The organism is Bacillus sp. JJ1533, assembly GCF_036965045.1.
GTDB lineage: Bacteria > Bacillota > Bacilli > Bacillales > Bacillaceae_L > Ferdinandcohnia.
In genome coordinates this window covers 99,481-125,830 of sequence record NZ_JBALOV010000035.1, presented here as the reverse complement: position 1 = coordinate 125,830, position 26,350 = coordinate 99,481, and the positions used below count along the sequence as shown (strand labels likewise).

The 26,350-nt window shown below is 37.1% G+C and carries 29 protein-coding genes; 6 read left to right on the top strand and 23 right to left on the bottom strand.

The genetic code is table 11. The features are described from left to right. The first annotated feature begins 66 nt into the window (after positions 1–66). Positions 67–1,308 carry a nucleotidyltransferase gene (locus V7138_RS18245; RefSeq protein ID WP_335400044.1) on the top strand — a complete coding sequence of 414 codons (1,242 nt, stop codon included), beginning with the start codon at positions 67–69 and terminating at the stop codon, positions 1,306–1,308. Between the two features lie 37 nt (positions 1,309–1,345). On the opposite strand, the gene V7138_RS18240 is transcribed toward V7138_RS18245, so the two are convergent. Together V7138_RS18240 and V7138_RS18235 are read right to left on the bottom strand one after the other, a co-directional pair. Beyond that, the gene (locus tag V7138_RS18240) at positions 1,346–2,374 is read right to left on the bottom strand and encodes a SepM family pheromone-processing serine protease (protein ID WP_335400041.1); all 1,029 of its coding nucleotides are present in this window, start codon (positions 2,372–2,374) and stop codon (positions 1,346–1,348) included. After that, positions 2,355–3,161: a patatin-like phospholipase family protein gene (locus tag V7138_RS18235; protein WP_335400038.1), complete on the bottom strand. Its 807-nt coding sequence runs from the start codon at positions 3,159–3,161 to the stop codon at positions 2,355–2,357. Before V7138_RS18235 ends, V7138_RS18240 begins: the two co-directional genes overlap by 20 nt. A 241-nt stretch (positions 3,162–3,402) precedes the next feature. Here V7138_RS18235 and ylbJ point away from each other — a divergent pair, with 241 nt between their 5' ends. Beyond that, positions 3,403–4,623, top strand: a complete 1,221-nt coding sequence (gene ylbJ / locus V7138_RS18230) for a sporulation integral membrane protein YlbJ (RefSeq protein WP_335400035.1) — start codon at positions 3,403–3,405, stop codon at positions 4,621–4,623. On the opposite strand, the gene coaD is transcribed toward ylbJ, so the two are convergent. Continuing rightward, entirely contained in the window at positions 4,620–5,111 is a 492-nt protein-coding gene (coaD, locus tag V7138_RS18225; protein WP_335400032.1) for a pantetheine-phosphate adenylyltransferase, read from the bottom strand. The two genes, ylbJ and coaD, sit on opposite strands and share 4 nt — an antisense overlap. After that, entirely contained in the window at positions 5,108–5,683 is a 576-nt protein-coding gene (rsmD, locus tag V7138_RS18220; RefSeq protein WP_335400029.1) for a 16S rRNA (guanine(966)-N(2))-methyltransferase RsmD, read from the bottom strand. The genes coaD and rsmD overlap by 4 nt, the downstream gene beginning before the upstream one ends. Positions 5,684–6,084: 401 nt before the next feature. Between rsmD and V7138_RS18215 the strand changes: the two genes are divergently transcribed. Further along, positions 6,085–6,474: a DUF7147 family protein gene (locus V7138_RS18215; protein ID WP_335400027.1), complete on the top strand. Its 390-nt coding sequence runs from the start codon at positions 6,085–6,087 to the stop codon at positions 6,472–6,474. Between the two features lie 75 nt (positions 6,475–6,549). On the opposite strand, the gene V7138_RS18210 is transcribed toward V7138_RS18215, so the two are convergent. The 5 genes from V7138_RS18210 to V7138_RS18190 form a co-directional block, all read right to left on the bottom strand. After that, positions 6,550–6,825, bottom strand: coding sequence for a YlbG family protein (locus V7138_RS18210; RefSeq protein ID WP_335400024.1), 276 nt, complete (start codon positions 6,823–6,825; stop codon positions 6,550–6,552). Positions 6,826–6,932: 107 nt separating this feature from the next. Then, the gene (locus tag V7138_RS18205; RefSeq protein WP_335400021.1) at positions 6,933–7,376 is read right to left on the bottom strand and encodes a YlbF family regulator; all 444 of its coding nucleotides are present in this window, start codon (positions 7,374–7,376) and stop codon (positions 6,933–6,935) included. 73 nt (positions 7,377–7,449) lie between these two features. Continuing rightward, on the bottom strand, positions 7,450–7,851 hold the full coding sequence (locus tag V7138_RS18200) for a hypothetical protein (RefSeq protein WP_335400019.1): 402 nt from the start codon (positions 7,849–7,851) through the stop codon (positions 7,450–7,452). Positions 7,852–7,943: 92 nt separating this feature from the next. Beyond that, on the bottom strand, positions 7,944–8,183 hold the full coding sequence (locus tag V7138_RS18195) for a YlbE-like family protein (protein ID WP_335400017.1): 240 nt from the start codon (positions 8,181–8,183) through the stop codon (positions 7,944–7,946). A gap of 18 nt (positions 8,184–8,201) precedes the next feature. Next, positions 8,202–8,591: a YlbD family protein gene (locus tag V7138_RS18190; RefSeq protein WP_335400014.1), complete on the bottom strand. Its 390-nt coding sequence runs from the start codon at positions 8,589–8,591 to the stop codon at positions 8,202–8,204. A 138-nt stretch (positions 8,592–8,729) separates the two neighbouring features. Here V7138_RS18190 and V7138_RS18185 point away from each other — a divergent pair, with 138 nt between their 5' ends. Next, positions 8,730–9,227: a PaaI family thioesterase gene (locus V7138_RS18185; RefSeq protein WP_335400012.1), complete on the top strand. Its 498-nt coding sequence runs from the start codon at positions 8,730–8,732 to the stop codon at positions 9,225–9,227. Between the two features lie 39 nt (positions 9,228–9,266). On the opposite strand, the gene V7138_RS18180 is transcribed toward V7138_RS18185, so the two are convergent. From V7138_RS18180 to safA, 3 genes are all read right to left on the bottom strand, one after another. After that, positions 9,267–10,331, bottom strand: a complete 1,065-nt coding sequence (locus V7138_RS18180; protein ID WP_335400009.1) for a CAP domain-containing protein — start codon at positions 10,329–10,331, stop codon at positions 9,267–9,269. A 115-nt stretch (positions 10,332–10,446) separates the two neighbouring features. Further along, positions 10,447–10,872 carry a CBS domain-containing protein gene (locus V7138_RS18175; RefSeq protein WP_335400007.1) on the bottom strand — a complete coding sequence of 142 codons (426 nt, stop codon included), beginning with the start codon at positions 10,870–10,872 and terminating at the stop codon, positions 10,447–10,449. A gap of 9 nt (positions 10,873–10,881) precedes the next feature. After that, a complete protein-coding gene (gene safA / locus V7138_RS18170; protein WP_438824378.1) occupies positions 10,882–11,499 on the bottom strand; it encodes a SafA/ExsA family spore coat assembly protein in 618 nt (205 codons plus the stop codon). Positions 11,500–11,670: 171 nt separating this feature from the next. On the opposite strand from safA, the gene V7138_RS18165 reads away from it, so the two are divergent. Further along, a complete protein-coding gene (locus tag V7138_RS18165) occupies positions 11,671–12,039 on the top strand; it encodes a YugN family protein (protein ID WP_335400005.1) in 369 nt (122 codons plus the stop codon). A gap of 168 nt (positions 12,040–12,207) precedes the next feature. On the opposite strand, the gene V7138_RS18160 is transcribed toward V7138_RS18165, so the two are convergent. From V7138_RS18160 to cyoE, 9 genes are all read right to left on the bottom strand, one after another. Continuing rightward, positions 12,208–12,573, bottom strand: coding sequence for an Asp23/Gls24 family envelope stress response protein (locus V7138_RS18160; RefSeq protein ID WP_335400002.1), 366 nt, complete (start codon positions 12,571–12,573; stop codon positions 12,208–12,210). 107 nt (positions 12,574–12,680) lie between these two features. Continuing rightward, positions 12,681–13,190 carry a GNAT family N-acetyltransferase gene (locus V7138_RS18155; RefSeq protein ID WP_335400000.1) on the bottom strand — a complete coding sequence of 170 codons (510 nt, stop codon included), beginning with the start codon at positions 13,188–13,190 and terminating at the stop codon, positions 12,681–12,683. A gap of 133 nt (positions 13,191–13,323) precedes the next feature. After that, a complete protein-coding gene (locus tag V7138_RS18150; RefSeq protein WP_335399998.1) occupies positions 13,324–13,785 on the bottom strand; it encodes a DUF420 domain-containing protein in 462 nt (153 codons plus the stop codon). Between the two features lie 29 nt (positions 13,786–13,814). Beyond that, entirely contained in the window at positions 13,815–14,714 is a 900-nt protein-coding gene (gene ctaG, locus V7138_RS18145) for a cytochrome c oxidase assembly factor CtaG (RefSeq protein WP_335399995.1), read from the bottom strand. A gap of 154 nt (positions 14,715–14,868) precedes the next feature. Next, positions 14,869–15,195, bottom strand: a complete 327-nt coding sequence (gene ctaF / locus V7138_RS18140) for a cytochrome c oxidase subunit IVB (RefSeq protein WP_335399994.1) — start codon at positions 15,193–15,195, stop codon at positions 14,869–14,871. 4 nt (positions 15,196–15,199) lie between these two features. After that, a complete protein-coding gene (locus V7138_RS18135) occupies positions 15,200–15,820 on the bottom strand; it encodes a cytochrome (ubi)quinol oxidase subunit III (RefSeq protein ID WP_335399991.1) in 621 nt (206 codons plus the stop codon). Further along, positions 15,820–17,694 (bottom strand): cytochrome c oxidase subunit I, encoded by a 1,875-nt coding sequence (gene ctaD, locus V7138_RS18130; protein ID WP_438824377.1) that lies wholly within the window; start codon positions 17,692–17,694, stop codon positions 15,820–15,822. The genes V7138_RS18135 and ctaD overlap by 1 nt, the downstream gene beginning before the upstream one ends. A gap of 25 nt (positions 17,695–17,719) precedes the next feature. Beyond that, positions 17,720–18,787, bottom strand: a complete 1,068-nt coding sequence (gene coxB, locus V7138_RS18125) for a cytochrome c oxidase subunit II (protein WP_335399989.1) — start codon at positions 18,785–18,787, stop codon at positions 17,720–17,722. 107 nt (positions 18,788–18,894) lie between these two features. Then, complete coding sequence (cyoE, locus tag V7138_RS18120; protein WP_335399986.1) at positions 18,895–19,833, bottom strand: heme o synthase; 939 nt, start codon at positions 19,831–19,833, stop codon at positions 18,895–18,897. 654 nt (positions 19,834–20,487) lie between these two features. Here cyoE and V7138_RS18115 point away from each other — a divergent pair. After that, positions 20,488–21,465 (top strand): COX15/CtaA family protein, encoded by a 978-nt coding sequence (locus tag V7138_RS18115; protein WP_335399983.1) that lies wholly within the window; start codon positions 20,488–20,490, stop codon positions 21,463–21,465. A gap of 83 nt (positions 21,466–21,548) precedes the next feature. On the opposite strand, the gene pyc is transcribed toward V7138_RS18115, so the two are convergent. Both pyc and ftsW read right to left on the bottom strand, forming a co-directional pair. Further along, the gene (gene pyc / locus V7138_RS18110; RefSeq protein WP_335399981.1) at positions 21,549–24,989 is read right to left on the bottom strand and encodes a pyruvate carboxylase; all 3,441 of its coding nucleotides are present in this window, start codon (positions 24,987–24,989) and stop codon (positions 21,549–21,551) included. A gap of 65 nt (positions 24,990–25,054) precedes the next feature. Further along, on the bottom strand, positions 25,055–26,269 hold the full coding sequence (ftsW, locus tag V7138_RS18105) for a putative lipid II flippase FtsW (protein WP_335399978.1): 1,215 nt from the start codon (positions 26,267–26,269) through the stop codon (positions 25,055–25,057). Positions 26,270–26,350 lie beyond the last annotated feature (81 nt).

Sequence of the window (26,350 nt, the reverse complement as noted above, 5' to 3'; positions counted from 1 at the left end):
ATCTACTATATCAGCTTTTCCAATTAAATGATATTTAAAATGATAATTTTAATAAAGGGTGAAATGATGAAAGCTGTTGGTGTAATTGTTGAATATAATCCATTTCATAATGGACATAAGTACCATCTTGATGAAACGATAAGGAAGACAAATGCGGAATGTATCATTGCAGTGATGAGCGGAAACTTTCTCCAGAGGGGAGAACCTGCTCTAGTATCAAAATGGACGAGAACCAAAATGGCATTGGAAGCAGGCATTGATATCGTCATTGAATTACCCTATGCATTTGCGACTCAAAAAGCGCAAATCTTTGCTAACGGTGCGATTTCACTTTTGAGTGCTCTTCATTGTAAGGAAGTTTGCTTTGGCAGTGAAAATGGAACAATCCATGACTTCGAAGCTACTGTTGAGTTTATGAAAAAAAACCAACAAACGTATGATTACAACACCCGGCAATATGTAAAAGAGGGTTATAGCTATCCAAAAGCAGCATCTCTAGCTTATTCTTCGCTTGCAAATTATAAGACATACGTGGATTTATCAAAACCAAATAATATTTTGGGCTATCATTATGTTAAAGCCATACATGACCAAAATAGTTCAATTAAAGCAGAAACCATCATGAGAACGTCTGCTGACTATCATGACGAAACATTTTCACATGATTCAATTGCTAGTGCAACGAGCATTCGAAAATCCTTATTCTCTGCTGAAAAAAAAATTGATGAAATTAAAAATTTTCTCCCCGACTCTACTGCCGAATGGCTTTCTTTCTATTATGAGGAGAATCGCCTATTCCATCGTTGGGAGGATTATTTTACATTATTAAAATACAAACTGCTTACATCTACCTCTTCTGAATTAGCAAATATATATGAAGCAGAAGAAGGGATTGAAAATAGGTTACTCACTTATATTTCAGAAGCCATCTCTTTCCAAGACTTTATGGAAAAAATAAAAACAAAACGCTATACATGGACAAGATTACAAAGACTATGTGTGCATATTTTAACAAACACAACAAAGGAACAGTTAAAGCCAATCAATGAAAACCCGATTGCAACCTATATTCGTTTACTTGGGATGTCCCAAAAAGGACAGAGGTATTTAAATAACATAAAAAAGGATGTTCAGCTTCCAATACTCTCAAAAGCGGCAGGATTTTCTGATGAACTCTTTTTACTTGATTGGAAGGCTGCCCAAACCTACTTAGCTATTTTTCCTGAACCTCATCGCAGCCAACTTCTACGACAGGAATACGCCACACCACCGATTCGCTATAATGAAGAACAACGAGTATACCTTTAAAAACAGTCGCCCCATTTGGTAGCGACTGTTTCTTTGATTATTTCACTTCAAGATTCTCTAAATAGCGTAGTGCATCTTCAAAGGTATCAACAGGAACGATTTTCATATCGCTGTTGATGTCCTTTGCGGTGGCTAGTGCTTGCTGATAATCCGAATCTGCTGCACCATTTTGATTTGGAGCAAAGAAAATATCTACATCGGAGTGATCGGCAGCAACGATTTTTTGACCAATCCCGCCAATTGGGCCAACCTGTCCATCGATATTAATGGTTCCAGTTCCAGCAATACGTAATCCATGTGTTAAATCTTTTTCGGTTAACTGATTATAAATCTCTAGCGTAAACATAAGTCCTGCAGAGGGACCTCCGATTTTTTTTGTATCAATTTCAATTTTCGGATCGGTCACAACTTCAATATCTGTAATTAATTCAATTCCAATTCCAATTTTGTCTGGATTGTTTGGAAAAGGTGCGAGTGGTACAGAAACTGTTTTCTCTTCCCCGTTTCGTTCCACTGAGATTTTGATGACGTCATTTTCCTTTTTCTTCGCCACGTATTCCATAAACTCTGTATGTTCTTGTATTTGCTTTCCATCCACTTTAAAGATTCGATCACCTGCTTTTAGTACTTTTTCCGCAGGCATTCCTTCAACGATACCCATTATGTATATCCCGTGGTTTTTGACCGTTACAGGTTTGTTTGCATGCTGATAAGCGACGGTAATCGCAGATTCCTGTGAATCCTCCATATAAAATAACTGTCGATTAGAATATTCCTCATCACTTTCATTGTCACGTCTGACATGGTTAATTGGTAAAATTTCATGATACTTTTGGAACTTCGCGAAGAAATAGCTAAAGATATTGGCTTGCCCCATGCGAATGGTTGTTAACATGAATTCTCCTTCTTCTTCAAAGCCGTTCTCCACATTGATAATTGGATCAAGCTCTGTCGCCATTCCAGGCTTTGTTACGTAATAGGGGAGCTGGATAAAAGTGCCGAGAACAGCAAGCACCACTCCAACTGCAAGAGCTTTTAAATAAGCCTTATTTCTCTTCTTCTTCATTCAATAAAGACTCCTTCCAGTTTGCGATTACCTCTTGGATTGCGGGGAGTTGTTTTCTTGTTTCTTCTTCCCCGATTGTGATGATATCTTCAATATTTGTAAAAGCGCGAGAACTAAAATGTCCGACATTTGGTCGGATCATAATGTCACTTGAAAATTCTCCGTACTTCACAAGCTCTTTTTGCATAATATCGATACTCTGTAATATCACATCAAATATTGAAGCAACCTCTTCATTTATTTTAACATGTGAGACGTCCACCGCAATAACTATATCAGCACCCATTTCTTTCGCAACTGAAATCGGAACTCGATCAATAACACCACCGTCCACAAGTATGCGACCATCGATTTTTTCAGGAACAAAAATTCCTGGGATAGCAATGCTTGCTCGGACCGCATCAGCGACAGGACCTTTTCGAAACACCACTTTTTCTCCAGTTAATAAATCTGTTGCAACAATGCCAATAGGGATATCAAGTTGCTCGATATCTTTACCATGTGTAAAGACACGAATTAATTCCTTGACTCTTTTTCCTGCAATGAAGCCCATTTTCGGGACTGTAAAATCCAAATAATACTTCCGCTTAAATGCAAGTGCAAGCTTATACAATCGATCAATATCAAGTCCTGCCCCATAAAAGCTTGCAACCAATGAACCCATGCTCGTTCCTGCAATAAGATTAATCGGAATTTTATTTTCTAAAAGTACTTTAATAACACCCAAATGAGCAAATCCTCTCGCCCCACCAGATCCAAGTGCTAATCCAATAATAGGTTCGTTCATATGAATCATCCCCTGAGTAAATTTCATTTAGTTTTTAACATTATATGAAAAAAGAATTGAAAACTTGTACATTCTTTTGGTCTAAACTTACCACCCATTAACGTATATTTAAGTAGATGTACAAACCATTCGTGCAAGCATGCGTGGATGTTAGAAAATTACGAGAATTGTGGGCTCTCTTATTCTATCACTCATTTGATTACACTGTATAGAAGAGAAGACTTCTGTAGGAGGAGTACCATTGATACGATCTAGATTTAAAACAGTAACAATTGCAGCAGGTATTTCATTACTTACGATTGCACTTATTTATTTTCCAAAGGAATCACTGGAAGCTTCTAGGGTTGGGTTGGAAATGTGGTGGAAGATTGTATTTCCTTCTTTACTCCCTTTTTTAATCATATCAGAATTATTAATTGGTTTTGGGATCGTTAAATTTATCGGTGTTTTATTTGAACCATTAATGAGACCTTTATTTCGGGTACCGGGTGTAGGTGGATTTGCTTGGGCAATGGGGATGGCTTCAGGGTTTCCAGCAGGTGCTAAACTATCTGCAAGGCTTAGACAGGAAAAACAGATTACGAGGGTTGAAGCAGAAAGGCTCGTGTCCTTCGCAAATGCTTCAAATCCCCTTTTTATATTTGCTGCTATTTCAGTAGGATTTTTTGAAAACCCCGAATTAGGAGTCTTACTTGCAGTCAGCCATTATGTCGGAAATTTTTGTGTGGGTTTAATTATGAGATTCCACGGTAAAAAAGGGGATGAACAAACACCTAAAGATGAAGAGAAGAAAAGTATCATTGTTAAGGCCTTACAGGAACTTCACCGGACAAGATTGAAGGAAAAAAGGCCATTTGGGCAATTATTAGGTGATGCTGTCACGACTTCGATTCATACATTGCTAATGATTGGTGGTTTTATTATTCTCTTTTCTGTTTTTAATAAGATTCTTTCATTAATTAATGTGATTGCAATAGTTGGTGCAGGACTATCTCTATTACTAAAATTATTTCAGTTACCAGCCGAACTCAGCATCCCGCTTATTTCTGGGATTTTCGAAATTACGACGGGTTCTAAGATGACCAGTGAATTAGAACATATTGAACTACTTCCTAAGGTGATAACCGTTAGTTTTATCCTAGGTTTTTGTGGACTTTCTGTTCAGGCACAGGTTGCCAGCATTCTAGCAGAAACGGATGTGCGTTTTAAACCATTTTTTATTGCCCGCATCATGCATGGTTTTTTAGCCGGTCTGATTACCTTTCTTTTATGGGATCCACTCTACGTAAAAAACGCAGGCTCAGAGGAAACATTTGGTGCTCCAATTCTCCCAGAACAGACTTCCGTTTGGATTGAGACCTTTTGGAATGGGCTATTAACATATGGACCGCTCGTAACGATTTTTTCGTTATTATGTTATATTGTTGTTTACTCGAGTAAAATGAAAAGCCCTCGCATTTAATTTGCGGGGCTTTTAAATTTCTCTTTGAGCGCTAATTCAACTGGCTTCGGTACAAGCTCGGAAATCTCACCATGATATTTGGCAGCTTCCTTCACAATACTAGAGCTTAAAAAGGAATATTGGTTATTTGTCATCATAAAGAAAGTTTCGATTTCTTCATTTAAGATACGATTCATGGAGGTAATTTGCATTTCATACTCAAAATCTGAAACGGCACGAAGCCCACGTAATATCGCGTTCGCATTCTTTTGGCTTGCATAATCCATCAATAGTCCTTGAAAGGATTCAACTTCAATATTAGGTAACTCCTTCGTACTTTCTTGTAAAAGTGTAATCCGTTCTTCAACAGTAAACAAAGGCTGTTTAGAAGAATTATTTAATACACACACATAAATTTTGTCGAACACTTTTGCCCCTCGTTTGATAATATCTAGATGCCCATTCGTTACTGGATCAAAACTCCCTGGACAGACCGCAATTCTTGTCATGTCGTTTCCCCTTTCTCTTCCTCTTCATGCTTAAATATGGATACTCCGATGATACCGTATATTTCATGACGAACTAAACGAAGGGTTCCGATTGTTGGTTCTAACAAAACTTCGGATCCGTGTTCCGCAACGATATAACCGTCTTTCGATAACAAGTGATGGTTACTTATTTCTTCGATTAACTCTGTTAATTTTTGTTGCTTGTAGGGCGGATCTAGAAGAATCAGATCAAATTGGATATCCCTTTTAACAATCGCCTTTAAAGCTCGAAAGGCTTCGTTGCGATATACCTCTGCCTGTTCGCCAAAGCGACAAATTTCTAAATTACCTTTAATCGTTTGAATGGCTTTTTGATCACGGTCAACAAAGATGACCTTTTCAAATCCGCGACTTAACGCCTCAATTCCAAGTCCACCGCTTCCACCAAATAAATCAAGTCCAGTCCCACCATCAAAATAGGGACCGATGATATTAAAGATGGCTTCCTTCACCTTATCTGTTGTTGGTCTTGTTGACATTCCTGGTACCGCTTTCAAGTGAAGACCTTTCTTCGACCCGGATACGACTCTCACTGCTATCACCACTGTCTATGTAAATTGAATAACATTATCCTATCATAAACGTAAACGTTTGTTAATGAAATATGAAAAATTCCATGACTTATGATTGGCAAAAATTTTTCTCAGATAATAAAAAAATGCGACATGATGTATACACAATTTTCAATTGGTCATAATTAGTAATAACAACATCATTCGAGGATGTTGTTGCCAACCGCGGAGAAGACTTACGTTTCCCCATAAGTTCTTCCTCCGGTTTCTCCTCTCCCTTTGCCTTCTACCATGTGAACGGTAACGAAAAACATGGTTTGGAAGGACCCTGCAGGTATATTTGCAGGGTTTTTTTGTTTGTTAATTCAAATCTATTCATGATAAAGTAGACATGGAAAATATGAATTAGAGGGGAATATAGGATGATACAACGTTTTATTGAGCTAGGTGAAGGATTCTCGGATATTTATGAACTCCTTGAACTTGTAAGAGGAAATAGACACAGAGTCTCAAAGCTATTTGCATTTCACACAACAATCGGGGATCGGCAGGTAACCTCTGTCGCTGTCGCATTTCAGCCGACAACACCTGGTGATTTTCAAGCCATCTATATTTGTAGAGAAGGAATTCCGAATCCGAATGTCAAACCAAATCAGCGCTACACTCTATTTTCTGAAGTAGCAGATGAACTTGGTTTGCCAATCATCACACTGGATGTAAAGCCTTCAACAATGTTTCATGAAAAAGAACTTTATTACCAGCATTTAATTGGGATTCTACGAATGAACCGCTATATCCCGCCAATGAAATAAAGAAAAAGCGCAAGGCACCCGCCCATCAGAGATAAAAAAGCTTACCGAAAGCAATAAATGCTTTTGGTAAGCTTTTTATAAGCCAATCTTATAATCGTATTCCTTGGCACGATCTGGTTTTTTGTTCTCAAATTCAATCTTTAAAAATGGTTTATAGGATGGCTCTACCTTTTTAATATAGGGTAGAGAATTTAATTTTTCTACGATTGAATCCGTATTCTCCATATCGTTATAAAGGACCACGTATTTTAAACGTTTAGACACATAATGAATATTGCCAAATTTACGCAGCATTTTTGAATGCTTGAGCGAATGAAGCCAAACGATAATTCCTTGGCGTTGTCCAATCATAGCGTTTTCTCCTTAAATCCAATAGGTTATTAATTAGTGTATCATAACAAGTAAAAATTTTACAATACGAAATAAAGTAGAAAACGTACTTTTTTCAGAAGTAATGGTTATTTACAACCGCAAGCTCCACCACTTCCGCAGCCACCGCCACAGCTTGAGATGGAATCAAAATAAGGATTCCCTGTGGGAACTTTAATTTGCTTTGATACAGCACCACCTAGTAAAACGCTAATTTCATCCAGAACTTTTTGTAGGTTATCCTCTGCTTTTTTAAAATCAGCAATCGTTTCATGAAGATCGAGCTTTCTTTTTAGTTCCCTCGTTTCTTTTGAAACCGTTCGAAAATCAGGATGGTATTTTCCAAATCTTTGAACCTCATCATATTTTTCCTTCATTATTTGAAATTCAGCGATTAGTTTCTGCGCTTTTCTATCTTTTTGTAACGTATATAAACAGCTTCGGTACTCCTCTGCTAGGTCTGATTGTAAAATCATCGATGAAATTACTTGAGCTTCTTCAAGGATTTCAACTTTTTCAATTGTGGCTATCAAAATTAACACCTCCACTTTCACTATACCACGAATTTTTATGAATCGCATCAACTTAGATAGTTCATTATAAAAATTAGGGGATTTGGACATGAATTGTATGTTCAAGTTGATAGTTGGTTAAATCATTGTGAACAACTTGAATCTTTAATGTATGCTCCCCTGTCGCTAACCCTTTAATAATAAAGGCGGCAGTTGAAACCTTTTCTGTTCTCTCCCCGTCAATCAGGACATTAAGATGACCTTCCCCATCTTTTTTCTGACCCCCGCTTTGTTTAAATGTAAAATTCGGGATTATACACTCCAAATATACATCATTCCCCCGAATATGATGTTCAACCTGAATAGTACGCTCTCTTTCTACCTCACTGATTTCACTATAATAGGCGTGGTGACCACTCTTCGCTACAACCGGTTTTTCATCTATTTGAGGAGTTAGGAAACTTAGAAAACAAAGGGACAAAATAAACTTGTACATATTTATCAACTCCTTTTTTCCTAGTTTTTCCTTTACCCACCCAAATATCCTCTTGTATTCAAAGAAAAAGCCACTACATAAGAGTGGCTTCTTTAGTCGCTTTGTCGCATGCCTTGATACATTTGAAGCATGAATGAGGCCATTTCTAAGGACTGGTTAATTTTTTGTACTTTATGGGGGATGGTTTGTTTGAAATAGGCCTTTGCCTCGTATTCCAAGCTTTGAAGATCGCGTGGATTCCGAGTTAGAGTTCGGTACCAAATGGGATTTTGTCGGACAAAAGCGCGTAGTTGTTTTTTTGATTTGAGGTATTCATATGTTTCTTGACGCATTCTGTACTCCCTTCTCACCTAATCTTTGCGAAAGGCAAAAGGATGGTGAGTATTTCGGGTGTTTCGTATTTGCTGTGGCTTTTCATCCCCACGAAACTGATGAATGACGGCCTGAATTGTTGAAATGGCTTCACCTACATTTGTGATTTGTTGTTGTAGATTATTCATATCTGCATTTTTAAAGGATGAAAATATTTTACCGATAAAATCGGTTTTATCGCTATTTTCAGCTTTACTCGCTTTGTCTTTAAACTTTTTCCATTTCTCATCTTCCTCACCAAGTATATACCAGTCTTCATATACTTCCTGCCAGTTAAGTGTGCCTTTTCGCACTTCCTGAACCAGCAGAGGATGTTTTTTCACAAAGGCCTTAAATTCCTGAACAGATGGATGAAGCTTCTTTTCCATTTCAATCACCTCGATTTCATACAATTGCCTACTATAGTTTATCTTGATTATAGTGAATGGTTCGCCCAAATTGCCAAAACTCTATGTATATTGTTAAAATGAGAATAATAAAAATATTATGGATTCGAGGTTAATTGAATGGAAGATCGTATTCTACAAAAATTACAAACATTTTTCTTAGAGGCAAATGAAAAGGAACGAAGAGCAATGGAACAGGTAATCGACGCCGTAATTCGTAAACAAACAAAGCAAAACGGTTCTTATATTGGTGGCCTGTTGCAAACAAACCGACAAGTTATTGATGACGAAACCTATGAAATTACCATTCCAAATTCGGAACTTATTCAAAATCCGTTACAAATTGTCCATGGAGGCATTACAGCTACTCTTCTTGATTCAGCAATGGGATCTGTCGTTCACCACGTTCTCCCGCAAGACAAAGCTGCCGTAACAACTGAAATGAAAATTAATTATGTGGCACCAGGAATCGGAAAACAATTTCGCTGTGTCGCAAAATTGATTCACAAGGGAACCAAAATCTGTGTAACCGAAGGCAGAGTATATCGGGATGACGGAAAGTTAATTGCGCATGCAACCGGAAGTTTCTTTATTATTGACCGCCCCCAAAAAGAATGAATAAAGATTAAACAGTAAGCCAAACACATGTTGTGTTGCTTACTGTTCTTCTTTATCCCAAGCTTGGATGAAATTTTGAGTATAGTATTTTTCATACACCCCAATCCCAAGGTAATTGTATTCTTCATTTAAAAGTGTTTCACGATGACCTTTGCTATTTAGCCAACCTTCTACAGCCGCGATTCCGTCCACATATTTTGCCGCAATATTTTCACCTGCTAATTGATAATTTACCTCTCCATCTGCAAGTCTGTCCGCAAGGCCACCATTTGTTGGGGAAATATGGTCAAAATAATCATTCACTTTCATATCTTTACTATGTAAGTACGCTACTTCTGCTAATTGTTCGTCAGCCTTTAATGGATGTATACCATGTCTAAGCCGAATGACATTAGTTAAATCAAGGATTTGGGCTTTGTTCGCCTGTTCAATTTCCTTCCACTCTTCCTCTGTTACCTTTTTTGCTGAGAGTAATTCTCCACGGTAAGCTAATTCATAGGGGCGAAGTTTGATTAAGGTTTTTCCATCTAAAAAACGAATGCTTGAAATTTTTTCAGTAAATGTATCAATATACACTTGAATATAAACGTTACCCAATGCAATTAATGGTCTAGCCTTCATTTCTTCTTCTGATAATTCAAATCGATAAGGACTTTTATTAACGTTTAGTGAAATTTTAGGCTTTATAAGCCCCTTTGATTGAAGTTCTGCAATAGGTTGTCCAATTTTAAAAGGTTCCACGAGGACATCATTTCCCGTTCCAAATACTGTGACAACTCTACCATTTTCAATTCCAACCTGGATGTAATTTTGAGGATTCTTGTTATATACCCACCAGTCATAATCATAGGATGAGCGATCAATTCGGTTCGGTTCGCCTAATTTTTCTTTTATTTGTGTACTTTCCATACCAATAAACGAGATCAGGCCGTTAAACTGATGCATATCTTTTAAAGATGAGATATGTTCTTTCGTTATACCTGTATGGTTTAAAACAGTAGTAGAATGTTCAACACCGTTCAAAAAACCTGGTCTTCCATTTTTAAAAGAAATGTAATAAATGCTAGAAACTAATAGTAAAATGGTAACGACAATCTTAGCCACCTTCAGAAGAACCACTTCCTAATATTAACGTATTTCTACCATGTATATTAAATATTGCTAGATTTATGCGTTTTTGAAAGAAAAATAAACAGGCACCACATTTGGTGCCTGTCCTTTAATGAACCTGGTCTTGTTCGGAAATATCACTTAATGCATCTCCTGCATATTGATCAGATGTATGATTTGTGGATAAATCACCAAGTGATAAAATTCCAACTAATTGCTCATTTTCTACAACTGGTAAACGTCTAATTTGATGCTTCGCCATTAATCGGGAAGCCTCCTCAAGAGAAGTATCAGCCGTACATGTAATTAAGTCCTCACTCATCACATCTGTCACTTTACTCGAACCAGACCTTTTTTCGGCATAACCTCTTACCACTAAATCGCGATCGGTGATCATTCCAATTAATTTCTTATTCTCCAAAATCGGAATCGCACCGACGTCTAAATCCTTCATTTTAACCGCTACTTCATACACATTATCAAGGGGTGTACAATATTCAACATCAGTACTCATTACATCACGAACAGAATCCATTGTAACCTCCTATTTTCCAATAAACATTTGAGTCCAGTAATATCTCTTTGAACCGCCTTCTGCATATCCCACACCAATATGTGTTACGTCTCGCTTCAAAATATTAGCACGATGCCCCGGGCTGTTCATCCAAGCATTAACGACTTCCTGTGGAGTTCTTTGTCCAGCTGCAATATTTTCAGCAGCCGTTCGATAAGAGATACCAAAGTTTCGCATCATCGTAAATGGCGAGCCATATGTCGGTGATGTATGGTCAAAGTAGTTGCGGTCTCTCATATCTAATGATTTATACCGTGCAACGCGCGACAACTCCCAATCACTCTTTAAAGCAGGAAGCCCATATTTTGCACGCTGCTGGTTGGTTAATGAGATTACCTGATTCTCGATGCTTTTTACATTATTCAAGATCGGTATCGTAACTTTTTGTCCAGGGTAGATCAGGTTTGGGTTTCTGAACTGCGGGTTTGCCGAAATAATTTCTGACAAGCCAACCTGGTAGCGTACAGCAATCTTCCATAAGGAATCTCCACGTTGTACAGTGTATGTAGTTGTACCTTGTCCATTCGCTATCATTGGACTAGTTAAAATAAATAGTAAACTTGTGATCATAAATATGATTTTCTTCAAGCTTGTCCCTCCTTTCCATGTTAGTTTGACCAAAATGGAGAAAATTTCACATGAAATATTTTTTATTTTTCGTGACATATTAATGTCAAACGTTGCAACTTGTATCTTTTCGTACTATTATTATACTGAGAACATATAAATCGTTGTTGACGGTTTTTGGAGGGATATTAAATGAGATTTGAAAATACGGGGATTGAAAACGTAACAATTGAATTACCAAGATTGACTGACATAATGAGATCAGAAGGATTTATCCTTGCAGGTCAGTGGGACTATGAAAGAATTACATACGACCGTAAATTTGAAATTAAGGGTGATATTTACTACCTGCGTGTTCAAGGATATGCTGTTGAAGGCATTATTGAAGAAAACGCGACAGATGCAGTTATTAAGTTACTTACTCCATTTGTTGGTAAGTACTATTACCCACATGGTGTTGAATATGGAGAAGATGAAAACTTCCCTAAAACACTTGTTGACCAATGCAACCGCATCCTTGCAAAAGTAAAAGAAGAAATCGATGCAGTTGTAAACGCATAATAATGAAAAGCGAGAAGCGCCTTGCTCAGCCCCGACAAGCATAAGACAATACAGTGAGAGGTTGCTCTTTAACCTTCTTGATGGATTGGCTAGACCAGAGAGGGGCTAGGCGCTGGAGCTAGACAATACTACACAAAAAAGGAACAGCCACCGCTGTTCCTTTTTTTGTTATGTTGTCGCAAGCACTTGCGAATTTGTAAGACCTTCTACTTTAATGGTTAAACTAGAAAGACTAATACCTGTCATGCTTTTTATTTCATGTAAGATGGCTTGTTGTAAAAGCTCGCATGTCTTTTTAATTTCCAAACCATATTCAATCGCAATCTTGACCTCGAGAGAAATTTCTTCTTCTTCTTCTTCAATTACTGTTATCCCGTTTTTATGAAAATTCCGATTCAACATGCCCGAAACACCATCTTTAAACCCAGAAACTATTGTTACCCCTTCCGTATCCTCAGCGCAAATGGAAGCAATCATTGCCAACACGTCATTCTTAATATAAAGGGACCCATTTTCTAATGATTTTCGAACCACCCCAACCACACTCCTTCACATTTTTAAAACCACTTCGAATTACTCCTACCATATGCAAAAAGGAATGAATTGGGCACTCGCCCTAAAAATTTTTTCACTAAGCTTTATTAAATTACCTTACGAAGTTCCCATGTTAAAAACCGACCATCCTTCTTCGTACATCTCATCCCTAGTTTTTCAAATAACTGGATAGATTGATAATTACTATCACTGCATTCCATTAAAACCTTTTTCGCATCAGCTTGAGTAACAAGCCAATCAATTAAAGCATCAACTGCTTCATAAGTTAAACTCGTCTTCTGATATTCCCGATTCATCGTGTACGTTAAATGAACATTTCCTTTTTTATCCGGTTTCCCATGAAGATAAATATCTCCGATAATCCGTTTTTCAGCATAATTAATGATTAGCCATAATCCCCATCCATAATGTGCGTCATCCTTTTCAAGTTTTTCTATATAAAACGGAAGAATACCAGTTATTAAAGGAGATGGCCAGTTTTGTGGAATCGTTATAGGTGATCGTTTTTCAAGTTCTTTGCGATGAAAAACTAATGACTTGGCAATATCCAAGGAACATGGTACCAATAATAAGTTTTCTGTAAAGATCTCAATCATCCTTAACACTCCCCTCTAACGAAAATGAAGTTTACTAGTCTAACATTATGTGAAACGAAATACAAAATAAAAAGGTGCTCTAGAATATTGTATTCTAGAACACCTTATACATATTACTAACAATCTGAATCAATCAAAAACCTAAAATGGCTTTTAACATAGATGTAGTTTCTCCGCCTTTATAAAAGACGTACAGTAAAAAGTATACCGCTACACCCGTTATTGCTGAGAAAAACCAAATAATGCTTGTAATGGGTCCAAGCTTTCGATGCTTTGCAATTTTATTTTTATAGCCAAGGTACAATGTTATAACACCGAATATCGCACCAGTTGTGGCCAAGAAGATATGGAAGATTAAGAAAATCGTGTAGTATATCTTCACATCATCAGGACCACCAAATGATGTATTTCCGATAAAAATTGTTCTCGACATATAGATAATAAAGAATATCAAAGCAAAAATTGCAGCAGTCGTCATCGCTTTTTTATGAGCTTCTATTTTTTTCTGTTTAATTAAATACCAACCGATGGCAACAGTTACTGCACTTAAAATGATAAAAGTCGTGCTTAGTGTAGGCAGAATCGGTAAATTCATATTTATCCTCTCTCACATCTTATTTCTCTTTAATTTGTTTGTGGTTTAAGTAATTGCTCATCTAATAATTTTTCTTCTTCACGTTCTTTACGAACCCATTCAAAGAATACCTTTCCTAGTAGAATGGCATATACAAATTCTTGAATAATCTTCATAATGACACCGCCAGTACGCTGGTCTTCAAGCGGTGGCATAAAATTAAACATTTCCGGGCCAGTCAGATTGATACTGGACAACATTGATGCTGGTACACAAAGTGCGAGTGCATTCATCCATGAACCAAGATCGGTATATGTTGAATACATTGCAGTATCTGAAAAAATGATAAGCGCACATGCAGGTGTTAATAACATGCCATCAGCAAAAATATACCCTACTTTTTTAAGGCCACTCAAAGTATTCCACTCTTCCAATTTATTGATTAATGGCCACCACATAAAGAAGGCCGCAATAAAAATAAAGACAGTTGTTGCAGCATGAATAAACACACCTGTTTTTACAAAGTCAAAAATGAGTGGGATATGATATAAAGAAAAAGAACCATTAAACATAATTAGAGCAATTAAAGGCTTTGTAAGAAATTTAAAAATTGGTTTTACAACCTTTAGATTTATAAACTTTCTCCATAACCAATTTGGCACACCTAAAATGAAAAACGTCGGTACAATTAAATATAGAACGGCCATTTGTGTCATATGAGCTGTCATCGTCATATGACCTAATAAATCAATCGGACTTCCTTTGGATAAATAAAGTAAGATCATCCCGATCACAAATAATATCTTTGTTTTAATCGATGTAGGTTCTGAATGAGCAAATCGATGTCTCCAAGGACCAACAATCATAAAATATAAAACCGTTATAATTAATAGTGAAGCTAAAAAATAGGGACTCCATAATGCCCGAAAACCAAAGATATCTATAGACATCTCCTTCTCACCCCTCTTTGTAATGTAAACAATATACAGATACTATTAATTATACTCTTAGGGAATTAGCCATGCAAACAAACCATTTATGAACTTTTCTTGTCTAATTAAAAATTGAAAAAAGCCGGCTTTTACACCGACTTTTTTACAACGTTTACCACCAAATAATTGTCATAAAGCATAGGACTGTTAAAGCAGCAATTAATACTCCTGAAAACATAAACATCTTTGGTGCTTCATGTCCTTTATGATTCATGTGCATGAAGTAATATAATTGTAAGATAACCTGAATTACAGCTAAAAGTAGAATAAATGGTACTACAAACCATGGTGAAAATTGACCAGATCCAACTGCAATAAAGGCAATGATTGTAAGAAAAATCATCAAAGCAAAAGAAATAACATGCTGTTTCATTTCTTCCGCACTTTTTCTTCTACGATAGGCTAAATCAACATTTGTGTTATTCGAATTATTTGCCATGTGTTTATCCCACCATTCCCATTAGATATACAACAGTAAAGATGAACACCCATACTACGTCGATAAAGTGCCAATAAAGGCTAAAGACATAAAACTTAGGTGCATTATATAAATCCAAACCACGATTTGCATTTCGAATCATAATGGCAAGAGCCCAACATAATCCAAATAGTACGTGAGCACCGTGCGTTCCAACTAGTAAATAGAATGCAGAACCAAATGCACTTCCTGTGATTGTATGTCCTAAATGTACATAATGGTTAAACTCATAGATTTCTAATCCTAAGAAAGACGCACCAAGAAGTACAGTTAAACCTAACCAAAGCTGCATTTTCTTGAAGTTAAAATTTTTCATATGATACATTGCGTACACACTAGTCAATGAACTTGTTAAAAGGATCATTGTCATCGCAAAAGCAAGTGGAATTTCGAACAAGTCCTGTGATGAAGGTCCTGTACCATTACTTTTGTTTAATGCAAGATATGTTGCAAAAAGGGAAGCGAATAGAACTGTTTCGCCTCCAAGAAAGAGCCAAAAACCAATAAATTTATTTTTTCCTTCCAGGGTCGCTTTTTCAGGCTCTGCAGGAAATGTTTCAGCTGTTAATTTTTCTTCCACATGCATTATGCCTCAACCCCTTTCTTATCATCGTCATCCATTAATTCAGCTTTATGGATGTGGTATCCGTGATCATCAATGAGTGAACGTAGCAACATGGAACCGAAAGTTATGATTCCTCCAATGATCATCACTGGAACTGACCAACTTACACCGTCTGGATGGTGCAAGAAACCAAATGCTGCAACAAATAGTCCAAACGAAATCATGAAAGGTAAGAAAGAACTATTTGGCATATGAATATCTCCAAGTGGTTCTGCAGGAGTCATTTCTTTTTTGCCTTGCATTTTTTCTACCCAAAACGCATCTAAGCCACGAACTAAAGGTAATTGCTTAAAGTTATATTCTGGTGGTGGTGATGCCATCGCCCACTCAAGTGTACGTCCATCTCCCCATGCATCTCCAGAAACATATTCTCCTTTAATAGATGTGATGACAACGTTATAAAGAAGAACAAGTACTCCTACTGCCATAAATGCAGCACCAACTGAACTAATCATGTTTCCAAGGTCCCAACCATGGTTAGGTAAGAATGTGAACACGCGTCGTGGCATTCCCATTAGACCAAGGAAGTGTTGGATAAAGAATGTTAAATGGAAACCAATTAGGAATAACCAAAAAGTCACTTTTCCAAGAGTTTCATTTAGCATCTTACCAAACATTTTTGGCCACCAGTAGTGAGTAGCCGCAAATACTGCTAGTACAACTCCGCCGACAATAACGTAGTGGAAGTGAGCAACTACGAAATAAGTATCATGATACTGATAGTCTGCTGGAGCAGAACCTAACATTACACCTGTTACCCCACCCATGATAAAAGATGGGATAAATGCAACTGCATATAACATAGGTGTTGTAAATTGCATTGAACCGCCCCACATAGTAAAGAGCCAGTTAAAGATTTTAATACCAGTTGGTACGGCAATCGCCATTGTAGCAACTGCGAAAATGGAGTTCGCAATTGGTCCTAATCCAGTTGTAAACATGTGGTGAGCCCACACCATGAATCCTAAGAAACCTATTAATACGGTTGCGAATACCATTGAAGAATATCCGAATAGTCTTTTTCTAGAGAATGTAGCAAAGATCTCAGAGAAAATACCGAATGCTGGGAGAATTAAGATATACACTTCTGGGTGACCAAAAATCCAGAATAAGTGCTCCCAAATAATGGTGTTTCCGCCCATTGACGGAACAAAGAAAGCAGTACCAAAGATACGGTCAAACATCATTAATAATAACCCTACAGTTAATGGAGGGAATGCAAATAAAATTAATGCTGATGCTACAAACGTAGTCCATGTGAATAATGGCATACGCATATATGTCATTCCAGGTGCTCTCATCGTGATGATAGTAGCTAAGAAGTTAATACCACCAATTAGAGTACCAATACCTGAAATCTGAAGTCCTAGTACATAGAAATCAATACCATGACCCTCTGAGTGTAATGCAAGTGATGCATAAGAAGTCCAGCCTGCATCAGGTGCACCACCCATAAACCAACTTAAGTTTAAGAAAACTCCTCCAAAGAAGAATAACCAGAAACCTAACGCATTTACAAATGGGAACGCAACGTCACGTGCACCAATTTGAAGCGGCATAACGGCGTTCATAAATCCAAGTAACAGCGGCATGGCTGCCAAGAAAATCATGGTTGTACCATGCATCGTTAAAATTTCATTGAAAAAGCCAGCACTTACAAAGTTATTATCCGGGATTGCAAGCTGAATCCTGATAATTAGGGCTTCGATTCCACCAAGTAGGAAGAAAAAGCCACCAGCCATTATATAAAGTTTAGCAATTTTTTTATGGTCAACAGTCGTTAAATAATCCCATAAAACAGCACCAAACCCTTTTTTCTGAGTTAAAGTACTCACAATGTGACCTCCTTATTCCATAATCTTACTCTTCGATTTTAAGTCCCATTAAATATTCAGCTAAAGCATCCAAGTCATCATCTGATAAGCCTTTACTATCATAAGTGCCTGTCATATTGTTCCCCGGCTTAATTGATTCAGGATCTTTTAACCAATCCTTTAAATTATCTTCACTAAATTCTAGTTTACCAGCGATGCTTGAGCGATCACCGAAGTTAGCTAAACTTGGTGCAGTTGGACGCTTTTCACCTGTATTAATTGCGTGACAGTTGAGACAGCCGTTCGTTGTGAATAATTCTTCTCCGGCTTTTGCAAGATCATTAGCAGGCACATGTTCAGCATCCTTAGCAGCTACCATGCTGTTAATCCACTGATCATATTCAGCACGTGGAACTGGTTTTACTTTAAAATCCATTAAAGCATGTGATGGGCCACATAACTCGGCACATTTACCATAGAGTAAGCCACCTGCTTTTTCAGTACTTTCAGAGTCAAACTCTAACCAGAATTTATTTACGTTATCTGTATTCGTATCTAATTTCCCACCAGCTGCTGGAATCCAGAATGAGTGCTTAACATCTGCAGCTATAAGGTTGAAATAAACTTTTTCATCCATCGGAACAACTAGCTCCTGTGCAGTAACAATGCCATCCTTAGGATATTCAAATTCCCACCAATATAAATTTGCAGTGACATTGATAACAACTGCATCTTCATCTTGTTCCATCGCCTTTACATCAGCTAATTTAAAAGTAGCTGATACAGTTGGAACTGCTAGAACCAAAAGCAAAAGAATCGGAATAGTAGTCCAAATGATTTCCAAAGTGTGATTTCCTTCTACTTGCTTAGGAATCTTGTTTTCGCCAACTTTTTTACGTCTAAACTTGACTAGGGCAATAATAAAGATAATTGTAACAACTGCAATTACGATTACCATGATTGATGTCGCAAGGATCATTAAATCGTATTGCATTTTTGCAACTTCCCCTGCTGGGGTAAGTGCAGAAACGAATGGTTCCCCACACCCTGCTAACAGTAGCGCCATGAAACTAAACAGTGTAAATAAGCGCACTTTTGGTAGCCATTTTTTCATAGCTTGATCAAACCCCTCTTTCAATATTTTTTTGCTACTATCTTTATAAAAAAGATATTAAATCCCCCTACTTAAAATAGAAGAATCATTTATATTTTGAAACCCACTTACACTAATGTAACGATGATCATGGTTACAAACATAATCGTTAAATAGTTAAGCGAGTAAACAAACATTTGTTTTGCCCATTTGATATCATCCTTCATTTTAAAACCTTTAATGCCGAGGATTAACCATCCGATATTTAGGAGGGTTGCGATTACAACAAATAGGCCGCCTAAAGAAAACATATAAAAAGGTAGTGGTAGCAAGCAAAGAATCCAAATCATAATTTGTCTCTTAGTCATTGCAAACCCGTGAACAACTGGCAGCATTGGAACTCCTGCTGCACGGTATTCTTCAACCCGCCTCATAGCAAGGGCCAGAAAATGAGGTGGTTGCCAGATAAACATAATCAAAAACAAGAGCCACGCAATCACGTGTAAGTCTGGGTCAATCGCTGCCCAACCAATGAGTGGTGGCACAGCCCCTGATATACTACCAATAACGGTATTAATTGTATACTTTCGTTTTGACCATATTGTATATAAAACTATATAAGAGAAAACACCAATTAAACCAATAACCGCAGCAGTAACCGTCGTAAGAAGTAGAAATCCAGTTCCTATTAGTATGAGTATTATTCCCAATCCTAAAACATATCCGGGATTAATTCTACCGGTTACAGTTGGCCGTACTTTCGTACGTTCCATTACATGATCTATATCTCGATCATAGTAATTATTCACTGCACAGGAGCCAGCAATTACTAGTGCTGAACCTATAAGCGTGTATAATACAATATCTATTTCCTGCAAAAAGCTTTTACCTGTAAAAAACAAGGCTAGCCAAACTCCAGTAAAAGCAGTGATTAAATTGGAATTAACGATCCCAATTTTTATGAGTGCTAGGAAATCCTTATAGGCAGTCGTTCGATACTCCTGTTCACGAACTTCTTCCTTTTGTATCTTTTCATCTGTACCAAGTACAGACCTTGTCGTCGTCATCGTGAAGCCTCCTTATTATCTTGAACCTTACTTTCAACTTAAAGAGAGTGCATTAAATACAGCAACCTAATCAACCTCATTGTTTATGTAGTAAATGTCAGTTAAAAATCCTATAACCATTTTGTACTTATTTCAGTATTAAAAAACGCAATAAACAAAATAAAGCGTTTTCGGGTTAAGTAGTATGTAAAATGATTAGATTTATTATCTTAGTTAAGTTTATTATGCTGTAGATATTATAAATTATATTAAAAACTACCCTTTCTGTATATTAAATCACATTTTTAAACATTTTTGTGAACATTTCGTTAAGAATTTATGACTATTTTGTGACCTTTTCACCGCTGACAAACCGCGATATAAATACTATTATAACTATAATAATAGTGTTAATCCTATGTTTTTAGGAACTTGTCAAAAATTAAAATTCCCCTCCTATCTATTTCTAGCAAACTCCTTCATAATATTCAACCTTTTTTACTACAATAATAATTTTTTTTCAAATTTAGGTGGCTTGTAAAGAATTCGCAAATTGTGTAATATCGAGAAGAGCGTTTCTTTGAATTTTATCTTTTATTTAGATAAGATGAATATCGTAGTAATTCAGTTAAAAACTAGTAAATAAATGTTTGATAAGGGTAAGAAGGTGATTTTTTGAGCCGTTCATTAAAATGGTTATCGGTGTTAACGACAATCGGTATGCTATTTGTATTAATCGGTGGCGCATTAGTAACAAAAACCGAATCAGGTGCTGGATGTGGTGATTCATGGCCACTTTGCCACGGTCAATTGATCCCCGATGAAATCACATTTGAATTAGTTGTTGAGCTAAGTCATAGAGTCGTCTCTGGAGTCGTTGGGATCTTAGTTCTCGTTTTATCAATCTGGTCTTGGAAAGCAATCGGTCATATAAGAGAAACAAAATTTTTGGCTTTTGTATCATTCTTTTTCTTAGTTCTTCAAGGGCTGATTGGTGCAGCGGCGGTTATGTGGGGACAATCTGATCTCGTACTAGCTCTTCATTTCGGAATATCGCTTATCTCCTTTGCCTCGGTTTTGTTATTAACGTTACTTATTTTTGAAGTGGATAAAAAGTTTGATGCCGATTCACTAGTGATTGATAAAAAACTGCGAACACAGTTTTACGCAATAACGATTTATAGTTTAGTTGTTGTCTATACTGGGGCATTAGTTCGCCACGTTGGCGCTTCACTTGCTTGTCCTGATTGGCCAGTGTGTACATATAATAATATTGGCCTTCCCACTCAAATGCACGAATGGATTCAAATGGGGCACAGACTGTTAGCAGGGCTATTATTTATTTGGGTATTGGTACTTTTTGTTCGTATTTATAAGCATTATAGGCACGAAAAAGTTCTTTATCACGGCTGGATGATTGCATTTGGTTTAATTTTGCTACAGGTTATCTCCGGTGCAATTGTTGTTTTATCAGGCCTGAATCTTTATATTGCACTAGCACATGCTTTATTTATTGCTTGCCTATTTGGAGTTTTTAGTTACTTTATTTTATTATCCTCTAGAAGTAATAAAAATGAAATGGCATTAAAAGCAGAGGCACAGAAAACAAATGAGGATGCCATTAATTCAAATCGAACCATCACAGTTCAATAAGACTTAAACCCGCGGGTGCTCCCGCGGGTGTTTTTTTGTAATAAAAAGAACCCCAAAGTTTTATCATTGGGGTTCCTTTGTGATTATTTTGTAAGTTCTAGTAAAAGGTCACCCGTCTGGATTGCCTCACCATTCGCTACGTGAATATCTTTTACGATACCTGTGAATGGAGCTTGAACAGTTGTTTCCATCTTCATGGCTTCTGTGATCATGAGATGGTCCCCTTTATTGACTTTATCGCCTTTTTCTACCAATACTTTAATCACTGTTCCAGGCATTGTAGCACCAATATGGTTCTCGTTATCACGATCTGCCTTTAGCTTTGCAACAACAGTTGATTTGATATTTGTATCTTTTACGATAACTTCACGAGGCTGCCCATTTAATTCAAAATAGACAATTCTTGTACCATCTGGCTGTGCTTGACCAACTGAAACAAGTTTTACAATTAAGGTCTTCCCTTGTTCAATCTCTACTTCAATTTCCTCACCTAATCGCATTCCATAAAGAAAAGTTGGTGTATCTAGTACGGAAATATCGCCAAATTGTTCAAACGTCTTTTGATAGTCCATAAATACCTTTGGATACAACGCATAAGAAATTAAATCTTTATTTGTTACATCACGATTTAAGCTGTGAGTTAGTGTATCTTTTATATCACTGAAATTAACAGACTCTAATAATTCTCCAGGACGAACTGTAATAGGCTCACGTCCTTTTAAAATGATTCGTTGAAGTTCTCTAGGGAATCCACCATGTGGTTGACCTAAGTACCCTTCAAAAAGTTCCACAACGGAATCAGGGAAATCTAATGTTTCTCCTCTTTCATAAATATCATCTTCAGTTAAATTATTTTGAACCATATATAGTGCCATATCTCCAACTACTTTGGAAGATGGTGTTACCTTAACAATATCGCCGAACATATCATTTACACGACGATACATTTCTTTAACCTCTTCCCACCTTGATTCAAGGCCGACTCCTTTAGCCTGCTGTTGTAGATTACTATATTGTCCGCCAGGCATTTCGTGTTGATAGACTTCAGTATGTGGTGCATTCATACCACTTTCGAAATCCTGATAATATTTACGAACACCTTCCCAGTAACGTGCAATCTCTTCATAAGCTTTTACTGAAAGATCAGGTTTTCTTTCTGTACCTTCTAATGCATATAATAAAGAGTTTGCGCTCGGTTGAGATGTGTGACCTGCCATTGAACTTACCGCTACATCAACAATATCAACACCCGCTTCAATCGCTTTTGCGTAAGCGAATAATCCATTTCCACTTGTATCATGCGTGTGTAAGTGAATTGGAATCGATACGGTCTCCTTCAATTCAGAAATCAAAGCATAGGCTGCTTGAGGCTTAAGCAACCCAGCCATATCCTTTATTCCAAGTATATGTGCTCCTGATTGCTCCAGTTCTTTTGCAAGTTCTTTGTAATATTGCAAATCATATTTTGTACGTGTTGGGTCTGTAATATCTCCAGTGTAACAAATGGCTGCTTCAGCTATTTTACCGTTGTTACGAACAGAATCAATCGCTAGAGTCATACCTTTCACCCAGTTTAAGCTGTCAAAGATACGGAATACATCGATTCCAGACTCAGCTGATTCTTTAACGAACTCGCGAATAAGATTATCTGGGTAATTTTTATATCCAACGGCATTTGAAGCACGCAGCAGCATTTGGAATAAAATATTTGGAGCCTGCTTTCTTAATGTAGCAAGACGCTCCCACGGATCTTCATTTAAGAATCGGTATGCCACGTCAAATGTTGCGCCACCCCACATCTCAAGTGAGAATAATTCTGGCAATAACCTAGCAGTAGGGTCTGCAATATGTTTAATATCATTCGTTCTAAACCTTGTTGCAAGTAATGATTGGTGAGCATCACGGAATGTTGTATCCGTAAACAGAACTTGTTTTTGTTCCTTTACCCAATCTACAACACCTTCTGGACCATGTTGATCAAGAATTTGCTTTGTTCCGGCTGGTACTGGCTCATCATGTCTTACCTTAGGTAAGAAAGGCTTATCAAAAACTGGCTTTCTTTTCTTTTCAACACCTGGAAATCCATTGATTGTTACTGTTCCCACATAGGAAAGCATTTTCGTTCCACGGTCTTTTGCTTTAGGAAAAATAAATAGCTCAGGTGATGAATCGATAAATGAGGTATCATATTCACCTGATAAGAATTTTTCGTGTTTTACCACGTTTTCCAAGAACGGAATGTTTGTTTTAATTCCGCGGATTCTGAATTCCTTCAAGTTTCTGACCATTTTGGATGCGGCATGCTCAAAGGTTAACGCTTGTGTTGATAGCTTAACTAGTAGGGAGTCATAGTATGGTGTAATAACTGCACCCTGGAATCCGTTCCCGGCATCAAGACGAACACCAAAACCGCCACCGCTTCTATATGCGCTAATTTTACCTGTATCAGGCATAAAATTATTCAAAGGATCTTCTGTTGTTACACGTGATTGAATCGCATACCCATGTGTTGTAATATCTTCTTGTGCCGGGATACCGATTTCATTACTGTGTAAAGAATGGCCCTCTGCAACCTTGATTTGTGTTTGAACAATATCAATACCAGTAACCATTTCTGTGATTGTATGTTCAACCTGTACTCGCGGGTTAACTTCGATAAAATAGAATTCATCATTTGCAACAAGGAATTCAACAGTTCCAGCATTCACATACTGAACATTTTTCATTAATTTTACCGCAGCATCACAAATGTCTTGACGTAATTGTTCGGATAAAGAAACACTAGGTGCTACTTCTACCACTTTTTGATGACGTCTTTGAACTGAGCAATCACGCTCATAGAGATGAACAATATTTCCTTGACTATCTCCGATAATTTGCACTTCAATATGTTTTGGATTTTCAATTAACTTTTCAATATAAACTTCATCACTGCCAAATGCAGCCTTAGCTTCTGATTTAGCACGCTCATACGATTCTTTAAGTCCAGCCTTGTTACGGACAATACGCATTCCCCGTCCGCCTCCACCAAGTGATGCCTTGATGATGACAGGGTAGCCGTTTTCTTCTCCAAACCGAACCGCCTCTTCTAAGCTTTTTAAAGGTCCATCACTGCCTGGAATGACTGGGATATCTGCTTTTTCTGCTTGAAGTCTTGCCTTTACCTTGTCACCAAACATATCCAGATGTGTCGTTTTAGGGCCGATGAAGATAATTCCCTCTTCCTCACATCTTCTTGCAAAATCAATATTCTCAGATAAAAATCCATATCCTGGATGAATAGCATCGACGTCATTTTCTTTTGCAATTTCAATAATTCCTTCTATATCCAAATAGGCATCAATTGGTTTCTTACCTTCACCCACTAGATAAGCCTCGTCAGCTTTATAGCGGTGATAAGAGCCTGCATCTTCCTTGGAATAGATAGCAACAGTACGGATATGCAACTCTGTACATGCTCTAAATACACGTATTGCGATTTCTCCTCGATTGGCAACTAGTACCTTCGTTATGCGCTTGTCCATATAAATCCTCCTTCTAAAACATCTTCAAAATTTTAAAGCATTTTATCATCAACCTATAGATGTTTTTATCTATAAGAGACATAATTTTTTTGAAAGGAACGAGCCGGTTGATCTTGCGGCTGTTTTTCCTTTGTACGGTACATTGCATGATAGTTTGTAAACATTGAAACATTAATTAAGATTCCCATAGAAGCCATTAACAATAATAAGGATGAACCCCCGTAACTAATAAACGGCAAGGTAACCCCAGTAATTGGAATCAACCCGGTTAATCCTCCCAAATTAATAAATGTTTGAATAGCAATCATGGAGGAAATACCAATCGCAAGCAAACTTCCAAACGGGTCTGTACATTTTCTAGCAATTTGGAATCCTCGAAAAACAATATATGCTAACAATAATAATACAAATAAGACTCCAAATAAACCTAATTCTTCAGCAATGATTGCCATAATAAAATCTGTATGGGCTTCTGGAAGGTAATTAAACTTTTGAATACTCTGGCCTAAGCCAAGGCCTTTCCACCCACCAGCACCTAAAGCAATATAGGAGTTAACTAATTGGTAGCCATTCTTTTCATCTTCAAATGGATTCATAAATCCTAGGAAACGTCCCATACGTCCCTCAGATAGAATCCCACCTGATAAAATGTAGAGTAATGGTGATAAAAGTATAGCTGTAACAAGTCCGACTAACATTAGTTTTCCAAGACTTTTAAGACTCATCCCCGAACAAATAATGATAGTTAAAGCAATTAACCCGATAATAAAAGCTGTTCCAAAGTCAGGCTGGATTGCTACTGTCATGCATATAAAAAGGGTGAATGCAATAGGTGGCATGACTGCTATTCCAAATTGGTTGATATACGCTTGTTTTTTTGAATAAACAGCAGCAAGATAGATAATCACGCTCAATTTGGTAAACTCTGATGGTTGAATTCCCCTTGCTCCAACCATGATCCAGCTTTGTGCATTATTTGCCGTATGACCTATAGCAAAGACTAATAAAAGCATCCCCACAGAACCTAGTACGATCGTAAGAAGGACTTTTTTCGATGCATAAATTTTATAAGGTAAAATCATCGTAACAAAAAATGCTGCTGTCCCAGCGAGCAAGGCTACTTTTTGTCGATCAAAAAAGAAGGATGGGTTTTCTCCAAACTTTGGGGCAGAAGCAATGACCATGCTTGCACTATAGACCATGACAAGTCCAAAAGAACATAAAAGAAAAACAGCAACAACAAGGGTATAATCATATGATTTTAAAATTTTCTTAAGCATTGGCATCTTCCTCTAAATTACAAGGTATAATTACTAATTGTACTATATTTGCTCGGCATATATCGTAAAATCCTACAATTT

Coding starts and splice junctions, on each gene's coding strand:
- V7138_RS18185 (WP_335400012.1), top strand. CDS start 8,730: ATGGAAGATCGTATTCTACAAAAATTACAAACATTTTTCTTAGAGGCA.
- V7138_RS18190 (WP_335400014.1), bottom strand. CDS start 8,591: ATGGAAAAGAAGCTTCATCCATCTGTTCAGGAATTTAAGGCCTTTGTG.
- coxB (WP_335399989.1), bottom strand. CDS start 18,787: ATGAAAAAATGGCTACCAAAAGTGCGCTTATTTACACTGTTTAGTTTC.
- V7138_RS18135 (WP_335399991.1), bottom strand. CDS start 15,820: ATGCATGTGGAAGAAAAATTAACAGCTGAAACATTTCCTGCAGAGCCT.
- V7138_RS18165 (WP_335400005.1), top strand. CDS start 11,671: ATGAGATTTGAAAATACGGGGATTGAAAACGTAACAATTGAATTACCA.
- cyoE (WP_335399986.1), bottom strand. CDS start 19,833: ATGACGACGACAAGGTCTGTACTTGGTACAGATGAAAAGATACAAAAG.
- V7138_RS18155 (WP_335400000.1), bottom strand. CDS start 13,190: ATGATTGAGATCTTTACAGAAAACTTATTATTGGTACCATGTTCCTTG.
- pyc (WP_335399981.1), bottom strand. CDS start 24,989: ATGGACAAGCGCATAACGAAGGTACTAGTTGCCAATCGAGGAGAAATC.
- V7138_RS18235 (WP_335400038.1), bottom strand. CDS start 3,161: ATGAACGAACCTATTATTGGATTAGCACTTGGATCTGGTGGGGCGAGA.
- V7138_RS18240 (WP_335400041.1), bottom strand. CDS start 2,374: ATGAAGAAGAAGAGAAATAAGGCTTATTTAAAAGCTCTTGCAGTTGGA.
- V7138_RS18210 (WP_335400024.1), bottom strand. CDS start 6,825: ATGATTGGACAACGCCAAGGAATTATCGTTTGGCTTCATTCGCTCAAG.
- V7138_RS18175 (WP_335400007.1), bottom strand. CDS start 10,872: ATGGATTCTGTTCGTGATGTAATGAGTACTGATGTTGAATATTGTACA.
- V7138_RS18200 (WP_335400019.1), bottom strand. CDS start 7,851: ATGTACAAGTTTATTTTGTCCCTTTGTTTTCTAAGTTTCCTAACTCCT.
- V7138_RS18215 (WP_335400027.1), top strand. CDS start 6,085: ATGATACAACGTTTTATTGAGCTAGGTGAAGGATTCTCGGATATTTAT.
- ctaG (WP_335399995.1), bottom strand. CDS start 14,714: ATGTCTATAGATATCTTTGGTTTTCGGGCATTATGGAGTCCCTATTTT.
- V7138_RS18245 (WP_335400044.1), top strand. CDS start 67: ATGAAAGCTGTTGGTGTAATTGTTGAATATAATCCATTTCATAATGGA.
- ctaF (WP_335399994.1), bottom strand. CDS start 15,195: ATGGCAAATAATTCGAATAACACAAATGTTGATTTAGCCTATCGTAGA.
- V7138_RS18195 (WP_335400017.1), bottom strand. CDS start 8,183: ATGCGTCAAGAAACATATGAATACCTCAAATCAAAAAAACAACTACGC.
- ftsW (WP_335399978.1), bottom strand. CDS start 26,269: ATGCTTAAGAAAATTTTAAAATCATATGATTATACCCTTGTTGTTGCT.
- coaD (WP_335400032.1), bottom strand. CDS start 5,111: ATGACAAGAATTGCGGTCTGTCCAGGGAGTTTTGATCCAGTAACGAAT.
- V7138_RS18150 (WP_335399998.1), bottom strand. CDS start 13,785: ATGAATTTACCGATTCTGCCTACACTAAGCACGACTTTTATCATTTTA.